19 protein-coding genes are annotated in these 24,606 nt (G+C 27.1%); 10 read left to right on the top strand and 9 right to left on the bottom strand.

All coding sequences use genetic code 11. From position 1 onward, the window contains the following. Positions 1-11: 11 nt before the first annotated feature. The 6 genes from nuoG to ndhC form a co-directional block, all read right to left on the bottom strand. The gene (gene nuoG / locus GUU85_RS00740; RefSeq protein WP_163119055.1) at positions 12-2,738 is read right to left on the bottom strand and encodes an NADH-quinone oxidoreductase subunit NuoG; all 2,727 of its coding nucleotides are present in this window, start codon (positions 2,736-2,738) and stop codon (positions 12-14) included. A gap of 71 nt (positions 2,739-2,809) precedes the next feature. After that, the gene (gene nuoF / locus GUU85_RS00735; RefSeq protein ID WP_163119053.1) at positions 2,810-4,144 is read right to left on the bottom strand and encodes an NADH-quinone oxidoreductase subunit NuoF; all 1,335 of its coding nucleotides are present in this window, start codon (positions 4,142-4,144) and stop codon (positions 2,810-2,812) included. Continuing rightward, a complete protein-coding gene (gene nuoE, locus GUU85_RS00730; protein ID WP_163119765.1) occupies positions 4,141-4,629 on the bottom strand; it encodes an NADH-quinone oxidoreductase subunit NuoE in 489 nt (162 codons plus the stop codon). The genes nuoF and nuoE overlap by 4 nt, the downstream gene beginning before the upstream one ends. Positions 4,630-4,651: 22 nt before the next feature. Further along, positions 4,652-6,454, bottom strand: coding sequence for an NADH-quinone oxidoreductase subunit C/D (gene nuoC / locus GUU85_RS00725; RefSeq protein ID WP_163119051.1), 1,803 nt, complete (start codon positions 6,452-6,454; stop codon positions 4,652-4,654). 125 nt (positions 6,455-6,579) lie between these two features. Then, positions 6,580-7,254, bottom strand: coding sequence for a NuoB/complex I 20 kDa subunit family protein (locus tag GUU85_RS00720; protein ID WP_163119049.1), 675 nt, complete (start codon positions 7,252-7,254; stop codon positions 6,580-6,582). A gap of 49 nt (positions 7,255-7,303) precedes the next feature. After that, a complete protein-coding gene (gene ndhC, locus GUU85_RS00715; protein WP_163119047.1) occupies positions 7,304-7,684 on the bottom strand; it encodes an NADH-quinone oxidoreductase subunit A in 381 nt (126 codons plus the stop codon). Positions 7,685-7,984: 300 nt separating this feature from the next. On the opposite strand from ndhC, the gene dnaK reads away from it, so the two are divergent. Together dnaK and dnaJ are read left to right on the top strand one after the other, a co-directional pair. Next, on the top strand, positions 7,985-9,898 hold the full coding sequence (dnaK, locus tag GUU85_RS00710) for a molecular chaperone DnaK (RefSeq protein ID WP_163119045.1): 1,914 nt from the start codon (positions 7,985-7,987) through the stop codon (positions 9,896-9,898). Positions 9,899-10,001: 103 nt separating this feature from the next. Continuing rightward, entirely contained in the window at positions 10,002-11,135 is a 1,134-nt protein-coding gene (gene dnaJ, locus GUU85_RS00705) for a molecular chaperone DnaJ (protein ID WP_163119043.1), read from the top strand. A gap of 60 nt (positions 11,136-11,195) precedes the next feature. On the opposite strand, the gene rpsT is transcribed toward dnaJ, so the two are convergent. Beyond that, positions 11,196-11,459 (bottom strand): 30S ribosomal protein S20, encoded by a 264-nt coding sequence (rpsT, locus tag GUU85_RS00700; RefSeq protein WP_163119041.1) that lies wholly within the window; start codon positions 11,457-11,459, stop codon positions 11,196-11,198. 170 nt (positions 11,460-11,629) lie between these two features. Here rpsT and ribF point away from each other — a divergent pair, with 170 nt between their 5' ends. The 8 genes from ribF to folA all read left to right on the top strand — a co-directional run bounded on the left by ribF (position 11,630) and on the right by folA (position 22,838). Beyond that, positions 11,630-12,568, top strand: a complete 939-nt coding sequence (gene ribF / locus GUU85_RS00695) for a bifunctional riboflavin kinase/FAD synthetase (RefSeq protein WP_254056360.1) — start codon at positions 11,630-11,632, stop codon at positions 12,566-12,568. Positions 12,569-12,580: 12 nt separating this feature from the next. Continuing rightward, positions 12,581-15,403 carry an isoleucine--tRNA ligase gene (ileS, locus tag GUU85_RS00690; protein WP_163119039.1) on the top strand — a complete coding sequence of 941 codons (2,823 nt, stop codon included), beginning with the start codon at positions 12,581-12,583 and terminating at the stop codon, positions 15,401-15,403. Continuing rightward, a complete protein-coding gene (gene lspA, locus GUU85_RS00685) occupies positions 15,400-15,876 on the top strand; it encodes a signal peptidase II (protein ID WP_163119037.1) in 477 nt (158 codons plus the stop codon). The genes ileS and lspA overlap by 4 nt, the downstream gene beginning before the upstream one ends. A gap of 65 nt (positions 15,877-15,941) precedes the next feature. Beyond that, the gene (gene ispH / locus GUU85_RS00680; RefSeq protein ID WP_163119035.1) at positions 15,942-16,895 is read left to right on the top strand and encodes a 4-hydroxy-3-methylbut-2-enyl diphosphate reductase; all 954 of its coding nucleotides are present in this window, start codon (positions 15,942-15,944) and stop codon (positions 16,893-16,895) included. A gap of 12 nt (positions 16,896-16,907) precedes the next feature. Next, the gene (dapB, locus tag GUU85_RS00675) at positions 16,908-17,717 is read left to right on the top strand and encodes a 4-hydroxy-tetrahydrodipicolinate reductase (RefSeq protein WP_163119033.1); all 810 of its coding nucleotides are present in this window, start codon (positions 16,908-16,910) and stop codon (positions 17,715-17,717) included. Between the two features lie 127 nt (positions 17,718-17,844). Next, positions 17,845-18,993, top strand: coding sequence for a glutamine-hydrolyzing carbamoyl-phosphate synthase small subunit (carA, locus tag GUU85_RS00670; protein ID WP_367889638.1), 1,149 nt, complete (start codon positions 17,845-17,847; stop codon positions 18,991-18,993). 16 nt (positions 18,994-19,009) lie between these two features. Then, positions 19,010-22,231, top strand: a complete 3,222-nt coding sequence (gene carB / locus GUU85_RS00665; RefSeq protein WP_163119022.1) for a carbamoyl-phosphate synthase large subunit — start codon at positions 19,010-19,012, stop codon at positions 22,229-22,231. A 100-nt stretch (positions 22,232-22,331) separates the two neighbouring features. Continuing rightward, on the top strand, positions 22,332-22,838 hold the full coding sequence (gene folA / locus GUU85_RS00660) for a type 3 dihydrofolate reductase (protein WP_163119014.1): 507 nt from the start codon (positions 22,332-22,334) through the stop codon (positions 22,836-22,838). A 25-nt stretch (positions 22,839-22,863) separates the two neighbouring features. On the opposite strand, the gene apaH is transcribed toward folA, so the two are convergent. Then, positions 22,864-23,679, bottom strand: coding sequence for a bis(5'-nucleosyl)-tetraphosphatase (symmetrical) ApaH (apaH, locus tag GUU85_RS00655; RefSeq protein ID WP_163119012.1), 816 nt, complete (start codon positions 23,677-23,679; stop codon positions 22,864-22,866). Between the two features lie 73 nt (positions 23,680-23,752). Next, entirely contained in the window at positions 23,753-24,559 is an 807-nt protein-coding gene (rsmA, locus tag GUU85_RS00650; RefSeq protein ID WP_174240616.1) for a 16S rRNA (adenine(1518)-N(6)/adenine(1519)-N(6))-dimethyltransferase RsmA, read from the bottom strand. Between the last annotated feature and the right edge of the window lie 47 nt (positions 24,560-24,606).

Raw genomic sequence — 24,606 nt, 5'->3', positions numbered from 1 at the left:
ATAATCAATTCCTATAAAAATTTAATTTTTTTACCAATTAAAGAAATAGGAAATCCTTTTCTTCCCAATGGTAGACCTATCTGATTTTTACTTAAATATTTAGAAAATTGAATTGCTAAACGATAATTTTTATTTAAACAATTGAATTGAAGTATTGAATTATTTTTTAATTTTAATAGAGTTCCAAGTTCTAAACTAATTAAAGCATATTCTATAGGTATATTTTTTTTGATTATAGATGAATATTGCGTCAGTTCTTCATTTCCAAAAAGATGATAATACGGTATAATATAAAAATATTTTTCTTTTTGAGAATTATTAGAAATATTTTTTGAATGTATATTGATATTAATTTGATTGTTTTTAAAAATATGAACCCCGGAATGAGAAGAAACTAAATTTTCACCTATTTTTTTTTGAAATTTATTCCATGATTGAGGAGAGTTCCATCCTGGAAACCAAGCAAAAGGAATATGAGCAATAGATTGATTGGGTTGATTGTAACCTTCCATTGAAAAAGCAAACATCGTATCAACATCGATAGGTTGACGAGGTTCATGAATATCAATATGAGAACGTAAAGCTGTTCTGCCGCTGCTTCGAATAGGCAATCGAGAAATTTTTTGCCCATAAATACGATAACTTGAATCTAGCTCTTTTAATTTGATTGGTTCAAAAATTAAATATTTTTTAGTATAATCATTAATTACATCATCTAAATTCAGCCAAGATATCTTAGTGCTATCAATTTTAGATTTAATAAAATGCAACCATCTCCAGCTTTCAAAAAGACAATAATCATTGTTATAAAAATTAGGATCATAAACTTGAAAAAAACGTTGAGCTCTTCCTTCAAAATTAATTACTGTTCCAGAACTTTCAGTAAAATTTTTTGATGGCAAAGTTAATCCAGATTTTTGATAAGTTTTTGTATATTGATGATCTAAAGTCATAATATTTTCTTGATTTTTAAAAAGATTATAACAATCGTATTCAGATATAAAACGATATATATCATATTCCATAAAAACTATTGCATCTGCTGTTTTGTTTTCAATTTCTTGCAAGACAGATTCTATAGACATGCCTCCAATTAATTCTGTTCCTAAAGAATTAGAAGATAGAGTAAAAAAAGCTGCTCCAACATGATTACTAGGTGCATAATTTTTAATAGCACTGGCTATATTGATAGATGCTTGTATCATTGAACTATCAAAAGAATGTGAACCTGAAATAATTAAAGGTTTTTTAGATGAAATTAATCGCTTAGCAATTAATGATGCTTGTTTTTGCAATATAGAATTCAATTCATATGCTGGCGGCAAGTTTTCATTTATTTCATGAGCAATAGCAGATGCAAAATTAATTTGCTTGTCAATAGGTGCAAAATAAGACCACTCAGAAATATCATCTAATTTATTTTCATGTGTGTGCAATATAAATAAAGAATTTTTTAATTCTTCAGACATATGAATACTAGGAGATGAATTCCATTTTGGAATGCCATTTAAATAATTTATTTCTTTTGCTTTATTTTTCACTGCTTGACGTACAGCTAAAGCTACACGAGGAGATGTTTTTGTTAAATCTTCTCCTATTACTAAAATTACATCATAACTTTCAATTTCTCTTAATGATGGAGTATATATAAAATTATTTTTTAAAAATTCTATAATTAATTTTACACACATTTGTTCTTTATTCGACATTCCATTAGAAAAATTATTTTTTCCAACTAATTCTTGTAATGCAAAATTATTTTCTATACTTGCTCTTGTAGAGCCAACTCCAATTATACGTTTAAATTTTTTAAAAAAATCTACTCCTTTTTGAATAGCCTCATCAAAAGTTAATATAGTTGAATATTTTTTATTACTATACACAGGATTTTTAGGACGTTGACTTAAACATGTATGGGAGTAACCAAAACGACCAAGATCACAAATTAAATAATGATTAATTTTTTCATGATATCTATTTTCTATTCTGCAAATTTCTCCATAACGTTCTCCAATACTAATATTACATCCAATACTACAATTTTGACATATACTCGGAGCATACTGAATATCCCACTTACGGCTATATTTCTTAGAATGCATTTTATCAGTAAATACACCGGTAGGACATAATTCTGTTAAATTCCCTGAATGCTCATTTTCTAATATTCCGTCTTCTATACGACCAAAATAAATATTATTATTAGATCCATATACTCCAAAATCAGTTCCATCCGCATAATCATTATAATATCGCACACAACGATAACATGTAATACAACGATTCATTTCATGTTTTATAAAAGACCCTAAGTATTGATTATTATGTGTTCTTTTTTTAAATCTATAATTTCGAATATTATGTTTCACCATAACCGTCATATCTTGTAAATGACAATGCCCTCCTTCTTCACATACAGGGCAATCATGCGGATGATTAGTTAATAACAATTCAGTTATAGCGCTTCTGAAAATTTTTGATTCAGTATCATTAACAGAAATGATAGTGCCATCAATTACAGGGGTCATACAGGACATAATTAATTGACCACTTTTGGTGGCATTATCTTCTAAGTTCTTATATTTCATGACAGCGCATTGACGACATGCTCCTATACTGCCTAATAAGGGATGCCAACAGAAATAAGGAATATCAATTCCTAATGATAAACAAGCTTGTAATAAGTTATCTGATTCTTTAACAACGTACATGACATTGTCAATATAAATATTAGCCATATACAACATGTTCCAAAATGTTTGAATTTATATATAAAATTTAATTCAAAAATAAGTATTTCATTTTCAAACTAAATATGATTAGATTGAATGCCAATAATTTTTTTATTTAAATTTACGTTATGAAAATTAATACCTGATTCAAATTCAGATCGAAAATATTTTATAGCACTTTGTAAAGGCTCTATTGCTCCCGGAGCATGCGCGCAAAATGTTTTACCAGGACCTAAGTGAATACATAATCTTTCTAAATCTTTAATATCATTTTTATTTCCTTTATTTTCTTTTAAACTTTTTAATATTTTTACGATCCATGGCAAGCCATCTCTACATGGAGTACATAAGCCACAAGATTCTCGAGAAAAAAATTTTTCTATATTATATACAAGATCAACCATGTTAGTGTTATGATCTACTGCCATTGCAAGAGCAGTACCTAATCGACTACCAGCTTGACGTATACTATCAAAATCCATCGGTAAATCTAAATGTTTTTCAATTAAGAAATCTGTTCCTGCACCTCCTGGTTGCCAAGCTTTTAAAAAACAACCAGATTTCATACCATGAGCATAATCTTCTAAAATTTCACGAGCAGTAATACCAAAAGGCACTTCCCAAACACCTGGGTTATTGACTTTTCCTGAAAAACCCATTAATTTAGTCCCAGCATCAGTACTATAAGATAAATTTTTATACCAATCTGTTCCATTTAATATTATATTTGGAACATTAGATAATGTTTCAACATTATTAACACAAGTCGGTTGTCCCCATAATCCAAATGATGCAGGAAAAGGTGGTTTAGATCTAGGATTAGCTCTACGGCCTTCTAAGGAATTAATCAGTGCTGTTTCTTCTCCGCAAATATAACGTCCAGCTCCAGTATGCAAAATCAGTTCACAATTAAAATCGCTTCCTAAAATATTCGATCCAATTAAATTAAAAAAACTTGCCTCTTTAATAGATTGATGTAAAATTTTTTCAGCTTGAATATATTCACCTCTCAAAAAAATATAAGCATAAGAAACATTTAATGCATATGCTGATAATATTATTCCTTCAATCAATTGATGAGGTATTTTTTCTATTAATAGTCTATCTTTATATGTTCCGGGTTCCATTTCATCAGCATTACATATTAAATATGAACGACTTTTTTTTTTATAGCTATTTTGAGACATTAAAGTCCATTTGACTCCAGTAGAAAAACCGGCCCCTCCTCTACCTTTAAGACCTGATTCTTTAATTATATTAATTACATCTTGAGGTGATATGTTTTTCAATGTTTTTTTTAATGCTTGATAACCACATTTTGAAAAATATTCTTTAATCCAAACAGTTTTTTGATCATCTCTTAAACGCCATGTTAAAGGATGGGTTTCTGCAGTACGTAAATTATTATTCATTTATAACGCTCTAATATACTTGGTATAGACTCTGGAGTTAAGAAAGAATATATATCTTCATTAATCATTATGGTTGGACCTTTATCACAATTCCCTAAGCAACAAATAGGTAATAAAGTAAATTGATTATCTTTAGTTGTTTCTCCTATTTTAATTTTTAACAATTTTTCTAACGTTGATTTAATTTCTTTATAGCCAGTTAAAAAACAAACTACACTATCACAATAACGAATGATGTTACGACCAACTGGTTGACGAAAAATTTGGCTATAGAAAGTAGCTACTCCTTCTATTTCACTAGGAGGAATTTGTAATATTTCAGCAATTGCATAAATGGCTTGATCAGAGATCCAACCACGTTTTTTTTGTACAATTTTTAATGCTTCTATTGAAATAGCACGAAAATTTTCATAATATTTTTTTTGATTTTCTATCTCATTTATTTCTTCATTAGTTAATTGAAACTTGATAGAAATTTCTCGTATATAACTTTTTTTTTACACATAATTATCTATCCACGTCTGACATAACAAAATCTATACTACCTAGATATACAATTAAATCTGATATTAAACTACCACGAATTACGGAAGGTATTTGCTGTAAATGTGGAAAACTAGGTGTACGTATTCTTGTACGATAACTCATCGTACCACCATCACTAATTAAATAATAACTATTAATTCCTTTTGTTGCTTCAATCATTTGAAAACTTTCATTATCTGGTATAACTGGACCCCAAGAAACTTGTAAAAAATGTGTAATCATAGTTTCAATATTTTGTAAAACAGATTCTTTAGAAGGAGGAGTCGTTAATGGATTAGAAGATTTAAAAGGACCTTCTGGCATATTATTTAAACACTGTTTTAAAATAATGAGGCTTTGATAAATTTCTTCTACTTTAAGCATTACTCGTGAATAAGCATCACTAATTCCTGATCCAACTGGTATTTCGAAATCATAATTTTGATATCCAGAATACGGTCTCATTTTTCGTATATCAAAATTTACTCCTGTCGCACGTAAACCTGCCCCAGTTACACCCCATGCTAAAGCTGATTTTTTATCATATTTAGCAATGTTTTTTGAACGATTAATTAAAATACTATTCTTTAATGCTGAATTAATATAATATTTTAATCTTTTTGGCATCCAATCTAAAAAATCTTTTAACAATACATTCCATCCTTTCGGTAAATCATTTGCAACTCCACCAATTCGAAACCAAGCTGGATGCATACGAGCGCCAGTAATTGCTTCAATTAAATCATAAATTTTTTGACGATCAGTAAAAGCAAAAAATACAGGAGTCATACAACCAACATCTTGAATAAAAGTAGAAATATATAAAAGATGACTATTAATTCTAAATAATTCTGACATCATTACTCTAATAACTTCTACTCTTTCTGGAACTGAAATATTAGCTAATTTTTCTACAGCTAAAATATAAGGCATTTCGTTAACACAACCTCCTAAATACTCAATACGATCAGTATATGGAATATAACTATGCCATGATTGACGTTCGCCCATTTTTTCAGCTCCACGATGATGGTATCCAATATCTGGAACACAATCGATAATCTTTTCTCCATCTAATTGAAGAACAATTCTAAAAGCACCATGAGCAGAAGGATGATTAGGACCTAAATTCAAAAACATAAATTCTACATTATCATGTTTTGGTTGCATTCCCCATAATTCAGGTTTAAATCTTAAATTTTCCATTTCAAAATCTTCTTTTGTTTGATTCAAAAAAAAAGGTTCATATTCTGTTGCTCTAGCAGAATAATTTTTTCGCAATGGATGCCCTTCCCACGTATTAGGCATAATAATACGAGTTAAATTAGGGTGTTGATCAAAAACAATCCCAAACATATCCCATACTTCACGTTCGTACCAATTAGCATTCGGAAATAAATTAGTAAAAGTTGGTAAAATTAAATTATCTTCTAATAATGGTACTTTAATCATAATATCAGAATTGCGTTCTATAGATATTAAATGATAAAAAACTGAAAAATCAACATGTGGCAGTTTGTCACGATGTAATCTTAGTCTTTCATCAACACCATGTAAATCATACAACATTGTATAAGGCTCACACATATCATATAAAAATCTTCCAACATCAATTAATATTTTTTTATCAATCCAGATGATAGGAAAGCCAGTTAAAGTTATTTGATACATGCATAATTCTTTTCCAAATACATCAAATAAACTTTGTACTACTAAATCTTTTTCATAATCACATGATTTGTTTTTAGATGTAAAACTGTTTTTTTTGTTAATTAAATTAACCATACATGTCTCATTATACTAAAATAGTATATTAACCTTTTATAATTTTATTAAAGTTATATTAATATAATTTTATAAAAAAATATTGATTAATAATTAATATTTAATATTAAAACAATCATATTAATCTAAATTTTTTCTGAAGTAGGCAGATTTACGACATTAATTCTTTTATTTCTTTTTTGATCTTTTTCAGATGTCATTTTTTTATGATATATACCTTGTTCTCCTACTATCCATGATAATGGACGTCTTTCTTCATTAATGAGTTTTTGCAATAACATTAAACCTTGCATATACGCTTCAGGACGAGGAGGACAACCGGGAATATAAATATCAACTGGTAAAAATTTATCTATACCTTGAACAACAGAATAAATATCATACATACCTCCAGAATTTGCACATGCTCCCATTGAAATAACCCATTTCGGTTCTAACATTTGATCATATAATCTTTGAATAACTGGAGCCATTTTAATAAATGGAGTACCTGCAATAACCATAACATCAGCTTGTCTCGGAGATGCACGTAACACTTCAGCCCCAAAACGCGCGACATCATGAATAGAAGTAAAAGAAGAAACCATTTCGACATAACAACAAGATAATCCAAAATTATAAGGCCAAAGAGAATTTTTTCTACCCCAATTAACTATTTTATGTAATATTTTACTTAATTTGCCAATAAAAATATTTTTTTTTATATACTGCTCAACAGGATCTGCAACGGATTGCGATTCTTGTTGTGGATACTTTTGATGAACATTACGTGTATTTATTCGAGTTAAAGTATATTTCATTTTATTTTCCAGTAAAAATTAAATATTAAATAATATTTGATTCTTTTTTTTAAGAAGATATCAAATTTAATGCTTTAATACGAATTAAATAAAATAAAGCTATTAAAAGAGACGTTACAAAAGCAAAGGATTCAAAAAATCCTCCCCATCCAGATTCACGAATACTAACTGACCAAGCATATAAATATAACGATTCAACATCAAAAATAACAAAAAACATAGCAATTAAATAAAATTTTACAGAAAAATGAAGACAAGCATTATCAGAAGCAATAATTCCTGATTCAAAAGGTGTATGTTTGTTTCTAGATACAGATCTACCCCCTAAACACCAACTTAACATAAGCATAAAACCACATAAACCTAAAGAAGCAATTATAAAAACAAAAAACGATAGACATTCTTTATTAATTAATAATTGTTCAATCATATATTTTCCTTAAAAGAATTTTAAAATATTGTCTTAAGAATTTATTGTATCATTAAATATATTAATGAATCTGTTTCCTTTAATCAATAAATCATTGAATTTCTATTTTTTTTACTTATGTAAAACTTTATTTTTTTTTTTATAGACCTTGATGCAAGAAAAAGCGACCCCATTTAATAATCATTCAATATTATAGAAAATAATAAAAAATATCACTAAACAATATGTTATTAATTCAGAGCCAAAAAAATGGCTGCATTAAGATTGCAAAAACCCAAATTTATCAAAGGAGAAATATTCATGGGTAAAATTATTGGTATTGACTTGGGCACAACCAACTCTTGTGTTGCTATTATGGATGGCAATAAACCACGCGTCTTAGAAAACTCTGAAGGTGATCGTACTACACCTTCAATTATTGCATATACTCAAGAAGGAGAAGTCTTAGTTGGACAACCTGCAAAACGTCAAGCTATAACTAATCCAAATAATACATTGTTTGCTATAAAACGTTTAATTGGAAGAAAATTTGCCGACGATGAAGTGCAACGTGATATTAAAATTATGCCATATAAAATCGTTAATTCGGAAAATGGTGATGCTTGGATTGATGTAAAAAAACAAAAAATGGCACCTCCTCAAATTTCTGCAGAAGTATTAAAAAAGATGAAAAAAACTGCAGAAGATTATTTAGGAGAAAAAATTCATGAAGCTGTAATTACCGTTCCTGCATATTTTAATGACGCTCAACGTCAAGCCACTAAAGATGCCGGCAGAATAGCTGGATTAGAAGTTAAAAGAATTATTAATGAACCTACAGCTGCAGCATTAGCTTATGGTTTAGATAAAGGTCAGGGCAATAGAACAGTTGCAGTATATGATCTAGGTGGTGGTACTTTTGATATATCTATTATTGAAATTGATGATGTTGATAAAGAGAAAACATTTGAAGTACTTGCAACTAATGGAGATACTCATCTTGGAGGAGAAGATTTTGATAGTAGATTAATTAATTATTTAGTATCAGAATTTAAAAAAGAACAAGGAATTGATTTACGAAACGATCCATTATCTATGCAACGTTTAAAAGAATCTTCAGAAAAAGCAAAAATAGAATTATCATCTGCACAACAGACAGATGTTAATCTACCGTATATTACAGCCGATTCTAATGGTCCTAAGCATCTAAATATCAAAGTTACTAGAGCCAAACTAGAGTCTTTAGTAGAAGATTTAATAATACGTTCAATTGAACCATTAAAAGTCGCTTTGAAAGATGCAGGATTATCAATTTCAGATATACATGATATTATATTAGTAGGCGGTCAAACTAGAATGCCTATGGTTCAAGCAAAAGTTGCAGAATTTTTTGGCAAAGAACCAAGAAAAGATGTAAATCCAGATGAAGCTGTAGCAGTTGGAGCTGCAGTACAAGGCGGAGTTCTATCTGGAGATGTAAAAGATGTATTATTATTAGATGTAACACCTTTATCATTAGGAATTGAAACTATGGGTGGTGTTATGACCTCTTTAATTAAGAAAAACACTACTATTCCTACAAAACACAGTCAAGTCTTTTCAACGGCAGAAGATAATCAATCCGCAGTAACAATTCATGTTTTGCAAGGTGAACGCAAAAGAGCATCAGACAATAAATCATTAGGACAATTTAATTTAGATGGAATTGAACCAGCTCCAAGAGGTACAGCCCAAATTGAAGTAACATTTGATATTGATTCAGATGGAATTTTGCATGTTTCCGCGAAAGACAAAAAAACAGGAAAAGAACAAAAAATTACTATTAAAGCATCATCTGGACTAAATGAAGAAGAAATTAAAAAAATGGTAAATGATGCAGAAGCTAATTCTGAAGCTGATCAAAAATTTGAAGAATTGATTCAAATAAGAAATCAAGGTGATCAATTAATTCATAGTGTTAAAAAACAATTAAATGACGCGAAAGAATCAATTGATGAGCAAAATAAAAAAGATATTGAAGCATCTTTAATAGAATTAGAAAAAGCATTAAAAGGAGAAGATAAATTCAATATAGAAAAAAATATACAAAATCTTTTACAAACATCATCTAAATTACAAAAAATAAATCAAGATCCATCTCAAAAAAATACGCAACATGAAAACACGTCTTCTACTCAACAAGATAATAATGTTATAGATGCAGAATTTGAAGAAGTTAAAGACTCTAAAAAATAATTAATTTTATTGAAAGATTATCATGGAATTTCAACTAGCACGGGCGTAGCAAATAATCTACGCTCGTGCAATTTATTTTTAAATCAAGGTAGAGTAGGAAAGAATGGCAAAAAAAGACTACTATCAAATTTTGGGAGTTTCAAAATCAGCTCAAGAGCGTGAAATTAAAAAAGCATATAAAAAATTAGCTATGAAATATCATCCTGATAGAAATCAAGGTGACAAAACTGCTGAAGATAAATTCAAAGAAATTAAAGAAGCTTATGAAATTTTAATTGATGAAGAAAAAAGAAGTGCATATGATCAATATGGACATGCAGCTTTTGAACATGGACAATCAAGTAATACATATACTAGTTTTACTAGTTCTTCAGATTTTAGTGATATTTTTGGAGATGTATTTGGTGATATTTTTGGAGGAAATCGCACACAGAGAAACAAAAAAGGAGCTGATTTATGTTATAATATGGAAATTTTTTTAGAAGAAGCTGTAAAAGGAGCTAAAAAAGAAATCAAAATTCCTGCTCTTCAAAAATGTACTGTATGTTATGGAAGTGGCGCTAAATCAGGAACAAAACCTCGTTCATGTTCTTTATGTCATGGAAAAGGTCAAATACACACTAGAAAAGGTTTTTTTACTGTGCAACAATCTTGTCCTACATGCCATGGAAGAGGCTCTGTCATTATCAATCCTTGTAATATATGTCGAGGAACAGGACGAGTAGAAACATATAAAACATTATCAGTTAAAATACCGGCAGGAGTTGATACAAATGACCGAATACGTTTAAATAATGAAGGTGAACCAGGTATAAATGGAGCTCAATCTGGTGATTTGTATGTTCAAATAACTGTTAAAAAACATGCTATTTTTGAAAGAGAAGCAAATAATTTATATTGTGAAGTACCAATTAATTTTGCAATGGCTGCATTAGGCGGAGAAATTGAAGTACCTACATTAGATGGAAAAGTTAAATTAAAAATCCCTTATGAAACACAATCAGGAAAACTATTTCGTATTCGCGGAAAAGGTGTAAAATCAGTACAAAATAGACATCAAGGTGATTTGTTATGTCGCGTTGTAGTTGAAACACCAGTAAATTTAAATGATGAACAAAAACATTTATTATATGAATTAGGAAAAAGTTTTCATGGTTTTCGTGGTGAAAATAATAGTCCTCGTTCAAAAAGATTTTTTGATGGAGTAAAAAGATTTTTTGATGATTTAACTAAATAAATTATTATAAAGTATTGCTTCTGTATGAATTAGAGGCAATACTATTGCAATACTCATATATTAAGATATTTTATTAATCTTTAATAATAAATTAGATTTATAACGTGCAGCTTTATTTTTATGTATCAATCCTTTATTGACATGACTATCAATAATAGACTGCATTTTTCTAAATGCATCTTCTGCTATTTTTTTGTTTCCTAAATGAATTGATTGCCGAACTTTTTTTATAAAAGTACGAATCATAGAACGCCGACTAGCATTATTTTTTCGACGATTTTCAGATGTTATTACATCTTTTTTAGAAGACTTAATATTAGCCAATTGTGACTCCTAAATTAAAAAATAAACATTCTTTTGAAAAATATTAATCAATATATTCAAGTATATGATTTAAATGAATAATTATAAATTATATATGAATCATATAATTATAACATATTTAATAAAAAATTACATAATACAGTTTAGCTGTATTTTATAAGGTCAATTTTATGATACAAATTATACGAGGTATTCATAATATTAAACATATAAATTTTAATTCAGTTATTACGATTGGAAAATTTGATGGAATACATTTAGGTCATCAAAAATTATTGACTCAAGTATATCAAATAAGTCAAAAATATAAATTATTAAGCATAGTCATTCTATTTGAACCTCAACCATTAGAATTTTTAAAAAAAAAAGATATTCCTATGCGAATTATGAAGTTTCGTGACAAAGTAAAATGGATTTCCTCTTATAATATTGATACAATTTTATGTATTAGATTTAACCAATCTTTTAAATCTTTAAATGCAAAAGAATTTATTATCAATATACTTATAAATAAACTAAATGTTAAATATATAGTAATAGGAGATGATTTTAAATTTGGATGTAAAAGAAATGGAAATATTAATCTTTTAAAAGAAATGGGGCAACAATATCAATTTAATATAATTATAATACGATCACTATATACACACTCAGGAAAAATTAGCAGCACTAATATTAGAATAGCATTATCTAAAAATAATATTAAATTGGCTACCAACTTACTTGGTCGTCCAGTTAGTATTACTGGCAAAGTAATACATGGAGATCAAATTGCACGCACATTAGACTTTCCGACAGCAAATGTACGTATCAATGAAAAACATTTATTAAGCAATGGAGTATATGCTGTAAAAATAAAATATTCTATAAAAAAATATTGTTTAGGAATATCTAATATTGGCATAAAACCTACTTTTATAAAAAATAAACAAAATACAAGATTACTTGAAGTACATCTGTTTAATAAAAATATAGATTTATATGGTAAGTATATAGAAATTTTTATATATAAAAAAATACGTGATGAAAAAATTTTTTCTTCGCGAACAGAATTAAAAAATCAAATTTATCAAGATATTATTAAAGTAAAAGAATATTTTAAAATTTAAAAAGAGAAGACAATGGATGATTATAAAAAAACTTTAAATTTACCTATAACAAAATTTTCTATGAGGGGAAATTTGTCACAAAAAGAACCAAAAATATTACAAAATTGGAAAGAAAATCAATTATACCAATTAATTAGAAAAAATAATAAAGAAAAAAAAATATTTTTTTTACATGATGGCCCTCCTTATGCTAATGGCAATATTCATATTGGACATGCAATAAATAAAATTTTAAAAGATATTATTATTAAATCTAAAAATATGTCAGGTTTTGATGCTCCATATATTCCGTCTTGGGATTGTCATGGACTGCCTATTGAACAAAAAGTAGAGGAAAAAAATAATATTCATAAAGACAAAATATCTATTTTAAAATTTCAAGAAAAATGTAGAAAATATGCGGAAAAACAAGTTGAAAAACAAAAAATCGATTTTATTCGATTAGGAGTTATTGGGGACTGGGATAATTCTCATTTAACAATGAGTTTTCATAATGAAGCAAATATTATTAAAACACTATCTAAAATTATTAAAAAAAAATATTTATACCAAGATTTTAAACCTATACCATGGTGCATAGACTGTAAATCATCATTGTCTGAAGCAGAAATCGAATATTTTCAAAAAAAATCTGATTCAATCATAGTCGGTTTTAAATCTAAAAATCCTTCAATAATCAAAAAATTATTTAATCATAAATTATATAATAATCAAGAGATCTATTTGCCAATTTGGACTACTACACCATGGACATTACCATCTAGTAAAGCCATCTCAATACATCCAAATATTCAATATCAATTAATTCAAGCTGAACAATGGATGATAATTATAGCTCAAGAACTTGTTAAAAATATATTAGATAAATTGCAAATAAAAAAATGGAAGATAATACATTCTGTGAAAGGAGAGATATTAGAAAATTTAATATTTTTACATCCTTTTTTGAAAAATGTTAATATACCTATAATTTTAGGTGAACATGTTAACTATGAATCTGGAACTGGAGCTGTTCATACAGCCCCTGATCATGGAATAGATGATTATATTATTAGTCAAAAATATCATATCAAAACAAGTAATTTAGTCGATTGCAACGGAAACTATATTTCTAATGTACATCCAGAATTAGACGGTATAAACGTATTTCAAGGTAATTCAATTATCATAAAAATGTTAAAGAAAAATAATTTATTATTGCATGATGAATCTTTGAAACATAGTTATCCACATTGCTGGAGACATAAAAAACCAATAATATTTCGAGCAACTCCGCAATGGTTTATAAATATCGATAAAAATCAATTACGTATGAAATTATTACAAGAAATTAAAAAAGTACAATGGATTCCTGATTGGGGAAAATCAAGAATACATGATATGATTGAAAAAAGACCTCATTGGTGTATTTCTAGACAAAGACAATGGGGTGTGCCAATGTCTATTTTTATAGATAAAAACACAAAAGAAATACATCCAAATACTTATTATTTAATGCATCAAATAGCAAAAATAGTAGAATTTAAAGGGATACAAGCATGGCAAGAAATTAATATAAAAGAACTTTTAGGACCAAATTATCAATTATATGATAAAATTTTAGATATATTAGACGTTTGGTTTGAATCAGGAAACACGCATACATCAATTAAATACAAAAACAAAAAATATAAAACAAATATTGCTGACATGTATTTAGAAGGATCAGATCAGCATAGAGGTTGGTTTATGTCTTCATTGATCATTTCAATGATAATAAATCAAAAAGCACCATATTCGACAGTATTAACACATGGATTTGTTGTAGATGGAAATGGGCAAAAAATGTCTAAATCTATTGGTAATACTATTAGTCCTAATAAAATAGTTAATACTTTAGGAGCTGATGTATTAAGATTATGGGTTGCATCATCGAATTATTCTAATGATATTTCAATTTCTAACGAAATATTAAAAAATTCATCTGACATGTATAGAAGAATTAGAAATACAGCTCGTTTTATGTTGGCAAATATTACCGATTTTAATCCTAAAACAGATTTAATATCTAAAGATAATATGATTGTTTTAGATAAATGGGCTATAGGAAAAACTAAATTAGTGCAAGAAGAAATTATTTGTTGTTATCAAAATTATAATTTTCATGGAGTAGTGAAGCGTTTAATGTATTTTTGTTCTATCGATATGGGCTCGTTTTATCTTGATATTATTAAAGATAGACAATATACTTTAAAAAAAAATAGTCAAGAAAGACGAAGTTGTCAAACAGCGATATATTACATTATTCACGCATTTGTAAGATGGATTGCTCCTATATTGTCTTTTACTGCTCATGAAATATGGAATTATCTACCTGGTATTAATTCTCAATATGTTTTTATGGAAGAATGGTTTGATCAATTATTTAATTTAAATAATAATGATATCTTAGATAATCAATTTTGGGATAAAATTATTGCATTAAAGCATGAAATAAATAAATTCTTAGAAGAAAAAATAAAAAATAAAATTATCCACAATTCACTTGAAGCTTCAATCATATTATACATTTCACAAAATTTCTCCAATCAATTAGCTATTTTAAGAAAAGAAATAAAATTTATTTTTTTAACTTCATCTGTAGAAATAAAATCATATAATTCAGCTCCTTTAGATGCAAAAAAAAGCAAAATTATTCATCAATTAAAAATATCTATAAATAAAGCAAAAGGAAAAAAATGTCCAAGATGTTGGCATTATTATAAAATTAATATCGATCAAATCAAAAATAATCAAATTTGTGATCGATGTATATTAAATACTACAGGAAGTGGTGAAAAACGTATATTTATATGATTAATATAAAATTAAATAAAATAAAAAAATATTTATCTATAACTATAATAGTACTTGTTATTATTATAGACATGTTTAGTAAATATTTAATCACAAAATACCTTAAATTATATGATACGAAAATAATTTTTTCAATTTTAAATTTATTTCATATACATAATTATGGAGCAATATTTAGTTTATTTTCTCTTCAAAATGGATGTCAAAGATGGATATTAGCTACTACTAGTTGTTTGATTATTTTTATGATCATAAAAATGATTCAAAAATTAAAAACAAAAAAAATGAATCAAATTATTTCTTTATCTCTTATTATTGGAGGTGCAATAGGCAATTTAATTGATCGAATTTTTTATGGTTTTGTAATAGATTTTATTGATTTACATATTAAAAATTGGCATTTTGCAACATTTAATATAGCAGATTGTAGTATTTTTTTTGGAATTATTATTTTTTTTGCAAAATTATTATAAATAATGAATATCTTTGATAATTTTTATTATTATTAAAATATATACTCTCTCTAGAGACTAAATTAATGAATATTATATTATCTAATCCGAGAGGTTTTTGTGCAGGAGTTAAAAGAGCAATTTTAATAGTTGAACAAGCATTGAAAATTTATAAAAAAACAATTTACGTCAAACATGAAATTGTTCATAATCAGTATATTATTAATCAATTACGTCTTAAAGGAGTTATTTTTGTTGAAAATATTTTAGAAATTCCAGATTATTCTATAGTTGTATTTTCAGCGCATGGAGTTTCAAAAAAAACTTTACAAAAAGCCAAAAAAAAACAATTAATTATATTAAATGCTATTTGTCCGTTAGTTCAAAAAGTACATACGGAAGTATCAAAATCTAGTAAACAATCAATAGAAACGATTCTAATTGGACATAAAGAACACCCTGAAGTTAAAGGCATATTAGGTCAATATACTAATAAAAAAAGTCAAATACACCTTATACAAAGTGTAGAAGATGTAAAAAATTTATATATAAAAAATAATCAAAAATTAAATTTTTTTACACAAACAACTTTATCTATTATAAATACAAAAAAAATTATTTCAGCTTTAAAGAATAAATTTCCACATATTTCTGGTCCTTATAAAGAAGATATATGTTATGCCACTACAAATCGACAAAAAGCAGTATATAAATTATCTAAAAAAGTAAATATGATACTTGTTATTGGATCAAAAAATTCTTCTAATTCTAATCGTCTAGCAGAATTAAGTAGAGAAACTGGTACATATACTCAATTAATTGACTCTGTTTCTGACATTAAAAAAGAATGGTTTAAAAAAAACATAAATTATATTGGAATTACAGCTGGTGCATCTGCTCCAGAAATATTAGTTCAAGAAGTAATTCAATATCTAAAAAAATTAGGAGCAAAACAACCAATAGAAATGTTAGGAATTAAAGAAACAATGAATTTTAAAATTTCACGAAAAATGTTTGATATTAATAATATTTTAAACTAATTCAGGATAAATATGACAAATCAAATTCGTATTGCTATCACTGGTCCATTAGGACGAATGGGTCAAACTCTTGTTAAAGAAATAATTAAAAATAAAAAAACATCTTTAACAACAGTATTAATTCAAAATGATCATAAATTAATTGGACAAGATATTGGACAAATTTTAGGAATAGGTAAAATTGGTGTATTAATTAGTGATACACTGAATATAATTGATAATGATTTTGATGTTTTAATCGATTTTACTACACCAAAAAGTACATTAAAATATTTAAAATATTGTAATAAATTAAATAAAAATATTGTTATTGGTACAACTGGATTTTCATCAGAAGAAATAGAAGTCATAAAAATGTTTTCTAAAAACATTGCTATAATTATGTCATCTAATTTTAGTCTTGGCATGAATATAATGTTTCAATTAATTAAAACAACAACAAAAATTATAGGAGATACTGCTGATATTGATGTTATTGAATATCATCATCGTAACAAACTTGATGCTCCTTCTGGAACTGCTTTAACACTCGGAGAAATTATATCAAAAGAAATGAAATGGGATTTAAATAAACACTCTTTATATTATCAGAAAGGAATAACAAATATTAGAGAAAATTCAAAAATTGGATTTTCTATGATTCGTTCTGGTAATATTGTTGGTAAACATACTGTTATGTTTTCTAATTCTGGTGAAGAAATCAAAATAACACATACTGCATCTAGTAGAGAATCTTTTGCTCAAGGAGCAATATATGCTGCTTTATGGATTCAAAAAAAATATACAGGTTTATTTGATATGACAAATGTATTATCAATTTAATAATAATATTGAAATAAATTTATAATAATCATCATAGACAAAAATATTAATTTTAGTTAAAATAAAATATAACTAGTACAATACTAACAAAAATTAAAATATAAAATAATTTTTTTTGGAGGATGTTTTGAGTCAATCAGCAGTACTAGTTTTAGAAGATGGCACAAAATTTCATGGTAAATCTATTGGAGCAAAAGGAAAAACTGTAGGAGAAGTTGTTTTTAATACATCAATTACTGGTTACCAAGAAATTATTACTGACCCTTCTTATTCACATCAAATTATCACATTAACTCATCCTCATATTGGAAACGTTGGAACTAATATACAAGACGCAGAATCTTCGAAAATTCACGCAAATGGGTTAATTGTTCGTGATATATCACATCTTGCGAGTAATTATCGAAATCAAAAAAATTTTATATCATATTTAAAACAAAATAATATTGTTGCAATATCTGATATTGATACAAGAAAATTAACGCGTATTCTACGTACACAAGGTTCACAAAATGGATGTATTATATCAGATAAACAGGATAATTATAATATCGCATATAATTATGCGAAAAACTTCTCAAGTTTACAGGGTTTAGATTTAGCAAAGCAAGTTTCTACTAAATCAATTTATCATTGGAATGAAGGTAGCTTCATTTTTAAAGAAAATAAATTTTTTTCTATAAAAAAAGAAAATATTTTATATCATATAGTTGTATATGACTTTGGCGTCAAACGAAATATATTGCGCATGCTTGTAGATAGAGGATGTTATTTAACCATTGTACCAGCAGAAACTCATCCACAAACTGTTTTGAATTTATCTCCAGATGGAATTTTTTTATCTAATGGGCCTGGTGATCCTAGGCCTTGTCACTATGCTATTCATGCAATTCAACATTTCTTAAAAATTAATATTCCTATTTTTGGAATATGCTTAGGTCATCAGCTACTTGCTTTATCTAGTGGAGCTAAAATTATCAAAATGAAATTTGGACATCATGGTGGTAATCACCCTGTTAAAGATATAAAAAATAATCGTGTAATAATTACATCTCAAAATCATAATTTTACTGTAGATATTAATAATTTACCAAATAATATTAACATCACACATACTTCTCTTTTTGACAACACTATACAAGGGATTTCTTTAATTAATAAATCCGCTTTTAGTTTTCAAGGTCATCCAGAATCTAGCCCTGGACCACATGATGCTTCATCTTTATTTGATCATTTTATTCAACTAATTATTCATCATAAATTTCAAACTCAGTAATTAATTAGGAGAGAATATGCCTAAATCTACTGATATCAAATCAATTTTAATTCTTGGAGCTGGTCCGATAATTATCGGACAAGCATGTGAATTTGATTATTCTGGAACACAAGCTTGTAAAGCATTAAAAGAAGAAGGTTATAGAATTATCCTAGTTAATTCTAATCCCGCTACTATCATGACAGATCCGGATATGTCAGATGCTACATATATTGAGCCAATTCATTGGACCACAGTGGAAAAAATTATTGAAAAAGAACATCCAGACGCATTATTGCCAACTATGGGGGGGCAAACGGCATTAAACTGTGCTTTAGAATTAGATAAAAAAGGTATTTTAAATAAAAATCATGTAAAAATCATTGGGGCTACAGTTAACGCAATCAAAAAAGCTGAAAATAGAAAATTATTTTCACAAGCAATGAAAAAATTACAATTAGAAACTGCAAAATGCGGAATAGCTCATAATATGCAAGAAGCTATATCAGTATTAAAGTATGTAGGTTTTCCATGTATTATTCGTCCTTCCTTTACTATGGGTGGAAGCGGAGGAGGTATTGCATATAATCATGAAGAATTTCAAAAGATATGTGAAAGAGGATTAAAATTATCTCCAAATACAGAACTGTTAATTGATGAATCATTAATTGGTTGGAAAGAATATGAAATGGAAGTTGTGAGAGATAAAAATGACAATTGCATTATTGTATGTTCAATTGAAAATCTTGATCCTATGGGTATACATACAGGAGATTCGATTACTATTGCGCCTGCGCAAACTTTAACTGATAAAGAATATCAAATTATGAGAAATGCTTCTATAGCTATTTTACGAGAAATAGGAGTAGAAACAGGAGGTTCAAATGTACAGTTTGCAGTTAATCCAAAAGATGGCCGTATTATTGTTATTGAAATGAATCCCAGAGTGTCGCGATCATCTGCTCTAGCATCTAAAGCCACGGGTTTTCCAATTGCAAAAATATCTGCAAAATTAGCTATCGGATATACTTTAGATGAACTTTCAAATGACATCACAGGAAAAAATATCACTGCATCGTTTGAACCATCAATAGATTATATAGTGACAAAAATTCCCAGATTTAATTTTGAAAAATTTCCTGGATGTGATGATAGATTGACTACACAAATGAAATCTGTTGGAGAAGTTATGGCTATAGGTCGTACTTTTCAAGAATCTATACAAAAAGCTATTCGTGGATTAGAAGTAGGCGCAACTGGTTTTGACTCAAAAATATCTTGTTTTAATGAAGAAAATTTAATTACCATGAAACGTGAATTACAAGATGCAGGGTCTGAACGAATTTGGTATATTGGAGATGCTTTTCGATATGGCATGTCAGTTAATGATGTTTATAATTTAACATTTATTGATCCGTGGTTTCTTATACAAATTGAAGAAATTATTTTATTAGAGCAACAAATTATACAAAAAGGGTTTATTGGATTAACTTATAAATTCTTGTATTTTATTAAAAGAAAAGGTTTTTCAGATCAACGTATTGCTATATTAACTAAAAGACAAGAATATGAAATTAGACAATTACGTTATCAATTACAATTGCATCCTGTATATAAAAGAATTGATACATGCTCGGCAGAATTCTCTACTGAAACAGCATATATGTATTCAACATGGGAAGATGAATGTGAATCTAATCCAAAAAAAAATAATAAAAAAATTGTTATATTAGGAGGCGGACCAAATCGTATAGGACAAGGTATAGAGTTTGACTATTGCTGTGTACATGCAGCTCAAGCTTTACGTGAGGATGGTTTTGAAGCAATAATGATTAATTGCAATCCTGAAACAGTCTCTACTGATTATGACATTTCAGATCGTTTGTATTTTGAACCAATTACATTAGAAAATGTCTTAGAAATTATAAGAATAGAAAAACCAATAGGTGTAATTATTCAATATGGCGGTCAAACACCTTTGAAACTAGCACGTGATTTTGAAAAAGAAGGAGTTCCTATTATAGGGACAAGTTCAGATTCTATTGATCAAGCTGAAAATCGAGATCGTTTTCAAAAAATTGTTACTAAATTAAAATTACAACAACCTTTAAATAGTACTGTATTTAATTTAAACGATGCCTATCAAGCAGCAGAAAAAATAGGATATCCAATTATGGTGAGACCATCTTATGTATTAGGTGGACGAGCAATGGAAATTATTTATACACCATATAATTTAAAAAAATATTTTCAAAACATATTAAGACCAAATAATACTACTCCAATTTTATTGGATCAATATTTAAATTATGCAACTGAAGTAGATGTTGATGCCATATGTGATGGAGACAAAGTGTTAATTGGAGGTATTATGGAACATATCGAGCAAGCTGGAGTGCATTCAGGTGATTCAGCATGTTCATTGCCAGCATATACCTTAACGAAAAATATTCAAAATAAAATTAGACAACAAGTAATTAAATTAGCTTTTGCTTTATCAGTAAGAGGGTTAATGAATGTCCAATTTGCTATTCAAAATGATCAAATATACATTATTGAAGTTAATCCTCGAGCATCTAGAACAGTTCCATTTGTCTCAAAAGCTACAGGTCTTGCGTTAGCTAAAATTTCTGTAAGAGTCATGTATGGAAAAAAATTATTACAACAAGGATTTACTAGAGAAATTGTACCAAAATATTATTCAGTCAAAGAAGCTATTCTTCCATTTGATAAATTTCCAGGTGTTGATCCTGTATTAGGACCAGAAATGCGTTCTACAGGAGAAGTAATGGGTATCGGAAAAAACTTCTCAGAAGCTTTTTCTAAAGCTATGTTAGGTGCTCATATAAATATTCAAAAATTAGGTCGAGTCCTTATTTCTGTTAGACATGATGATAAACAGAAGATTATTAATTTAGCAATACAATTAAAAAAGATGGGATTTAAAATAGATGCAACTAAAGAGACATCTATAGCATTAAAAAAAGCTGGTATTTCATCTAGATTAGTTAATAAAGTGCATGAAGGACGTCCGCATATACAAGATCGTTTAAAAAATGGAGAATATACTTATATTATTAATACAACATCATCTCAACAACAAACAATAAAAGATTCAAAATTAATATGTTGCGATGCTGTTCAATACAAAGTACACTATGATACAACGATTAATGGAGCTTTAGCTACTATCATGTCTCTAAATAATAATCCAATAAATAATATTATTTCTTTACAAGAAATACATAAAAAAACTTAACTTACTTTATAAAAACATAATTAATTTATTATATCATGAACTATATTTATAAATATGTTGTAAAACATATTTATAATACACAAAATAATTTTAGTATTTTATGAATATCAGTTTAATTGCAGCTATATCAAAAAATTTAATTATTGGATATAAAAATCAAATCCCTTGGTATATTCCTAATGACTTAAAATGGTTTAAAAAACAAACTGTAAATAAAAATATAATTATGGGTCGTATGACTTGGGAATCTATTTCTCAACCTTTACCTAATCGTAGAAATATTGTCATTAGTAAGAGCGAAATTAAAAATAAAAACATTATCTGGTGTCGTTCAATAGATGATGCAATATCTAATGCAGCATCTAATATAATTATTTCTAAAAAATATCATCAAGAAATTATGGTAATCGGGGGAGAAGAAATATATAAACAAATGTTATTTTTTGCGAATAAATTATATTTAACACATATAGATATTAATACAATTGGAGACGCTTATTTTCCTAAATATACATTATATCCATCATGGAAAACTTTATTTAGAAAAAATAATATCAAAAATCAATTTAATCCTTATAATTATACTTTCGAAATTTTATCAAGATAATATATATTAAAATTATAATTAATATTCATGATGACATTACAGATTGAGAAAACCATTTTTTATCTTCCCATCGAAACATCATGAGCTCCTCCCCCCAACAACAACCTCCATCTAATGAAATAAAAGGCTTTGGAACAATAGTTCCTTTTAAAGAAGACCAATGTCCAAAAAAAATAGAATAAATTTTTGGAATTTTAGATGGTATTAAAAACCATGGTTGTAGAGGCTTGGGAACAATATTTGGTGATTGCTTATATAACATATTTAATCTACTATCAGGATAACAATAACGCATTCTTGTACAAGCATTTACAGTATATCGTAATTGATCATATCGACTTAAATTATTTGTCCAAAAATTTATATTATAAGAATAGATCTTTTTTAAAAATGGAATATAATTTTTTTGAGATAAATGTTTTTTAAAATCACACGTATACATTTTCGCTGTTTTAATATCCCATTGTGGGCTGATACCTGCATGAGACATAATAATATTTTGATTTTCATCAATTTTAATAAGAGACTTACAACGCAACCAATCAATCAATTCTATACTATCTGATGCAGCAAGAAATTCATCAAAAAAATTCTCTTTTTTATTTTGTTTTATGCCTGCATGTACGGCAATTAAATTAATATCATGATTACCTAATACAATTTTAACAGCATCTCCTAATGAATAAAGATATCTTAAAACTTTTAGAGAATCAGGACCTCTTGATACTAAATCACCCGCAATCCATAAATTATCTTTTTTATGATTAAAAAAAACTGTTTTTAAAAGCATTTTCAATTCTTTATAACAACCATGAATATCACTTAAAAAATAAGTGCTCATATTTTTTGTCCTTATATTTTCTTAATTGACAAGCAAAATTCTTAATAATTCGTATTAATAAATTTTTAAAAAATTATTTATTTTTTTTATATAATTGATTAGCTAATTGACAATATTGAATAATAGAAATATTTTCAGCTCTTAAATTAGGATTAATTTTTAATTTTATTAAATCTCTTTCAGAAAAAAGTTTTTTTAAACTATGACGCAATATTTTTCTTCTATTTTGAAAAGCATTTTTTGTAATACTCGTTAATAAATTTATATTGTAAACAAAATAAGGAGAATTAGTATGAGGAGTTAAATTTACAAAAATAGAATGCACTTTAGGTATAGGTTTAAAATATTGAGGTGGAATATTTAGTAATATTTTAATATTACAATAATATTGAGATATAATGCTTAAACGACCATAATATTTTTCACCAGGCATTGCTACTAATCTTTTAGCAACTTCTTTTTGAAACATAAAATGCATATCTTGAATAATATCAATATACTGAAACAGATGCAAAATTAAAGATGTAGAAATATTATATGGTAAATTCCCAAAAATACGAATATATTTATATTTTGAACATAATACATTTCGATAGTTAAAACTCACAGCATCTTCACAATATACTTGCAATTTATAAAAAAAAATACATTTTTTTAAAAATAACAATATATTAGGATCAATTTCAACAACAATAAGTTTATCTAAAAATTCACAAATAGGTTGTGTTAATGCACCTAAACCAGGTCCAATTTCTAATAATGCTTGTGTTTTTTTAGGATTTATGATTTTGATAATATTTTGTATACTTTCTTGATTCACAAGAAAATTTTGTCCATATCTTTTAAGAGGAAAAAATTTTTTATATTTTTTTATGATCATAAAATTCTAATTAATATATTTTTTAAAATTATGAAAGAATGTTTTAA

The sequence above is a fragment of the Buchnera aphidicola (Uroleucon sonchi) genome, from assembly GCF_011035165.1.
Lineage (GTDB): Bacteria > Pseudomonadota > Gammaproteobacteria > Enterobacterales > Enterobacteriaceae > Buchnera > Buchnera aphidicola_BE.
The sequence above is the reverse complement of the archived record's forward strand: the minus strand, read 5'-3'. Positions and strand labels throughout refer to the sequence as shown.

Bases quoted from the DNA above. Each gene is read 5' to 3' on its own strand.
- nuoG (WP_163119055.1), bottom strand. From the start codon at position 2,738: ATGGCTAATATTTATATTGACAATGTCATGTACGTTGTTAAAGAATCA.
- nuoF (WP_163119053.1), bottom strand. From the start codon at position 4,144: ATGAATAATAATTTACGTACTGCAGAAACCCATCCTTTAACATGGCGT.
- nuoC (WP_163119051.1), bottom strand. From the start codon at position 6,454: ATGGTTAATTTAATTAACAAAAAAAACAGTTTTACATCTAAAAACAAA.
- GUU85_RS00720 (WP_163119049.1), bottom strand. From the start codon at position 7,254: ATGAAATATACTTTAACTCGAATAAATACACGTAATGTTCATCAAAAG.
- ndhC (WP_163119047.1), bottom strand. From the start codon at position 7,684: ATGATTGAACAATTATTAATTAATAAAGAATGTCTATCGTTTTTTGTT.
- dnaK (WP_163119045.1), top strand. From the start codon at position 7,985: ATGGGTAAAATTATTGGTATTGACTTGGGCACAACCAACTCTTGTGTT.
- dnaJ (WP_163119043.1), top strand. From the start codon at position 10,002: ATGGCAAAAAAAGACTACTATCAAATTTTGGGAGTTTCAAAATCAGCT.
- ribF (WP_254056360.1), top strand. From the start codon at position 11,630: ATGATACAAATTATACGAGGTATTCATAATATTAAACATATAAATTTT.
- ileS (WP_163119039.1), top strand. From the start codon at position 12,581: ATGGATGATTATAAAAAAACTTTAAATTTACCTATAACAAAATTTTCT.
- lspA (WP_163119037.1), top strand. From the start codon at position 15,400: ATGATTAATATAAAATTAAATAAAATAAAAAAATATTTATCTATAACT.
- ispH (WP_163119035.1), top strand. From the start codon at position 15,942: ATGAATATTATATTATCTAATCCGAGAGGTTTTTGTGCAGGAGTTAAA.
- dapB (WP_163119033.1), top strand. From the start codon at position 16,908: ATGACAAATCAAATTCGTATTGCTATCACTGGTCCATTAGGACGAATG.
- carB (WP_163119022.1), top strand. From the start codon at position 19,010: ATGCCTAAATCTACTGATATCAAATCAATTTTAATTCTTGGAGCTGGT.
- folA (WP_163119014.1), top strand. From the start codon at position 22,332: ATGAATATCAGTTTAATTGCAGCTATATCAAAAAATTTAATTATTGGA.
- apaH (WP_163119012.1), bottom strand. From the start codon at position 23,679: ATGAGCACTTATTTTTTAAGTGATATTCATGGTTGTTATAAAGAATTG.
- rsmA (WP_174240616.1), bottom strand. From the start codon at position 24,559: ATGATCATAAAAAAATATAAAAAATTTTTTCCTCTTAAAAGATATGGA.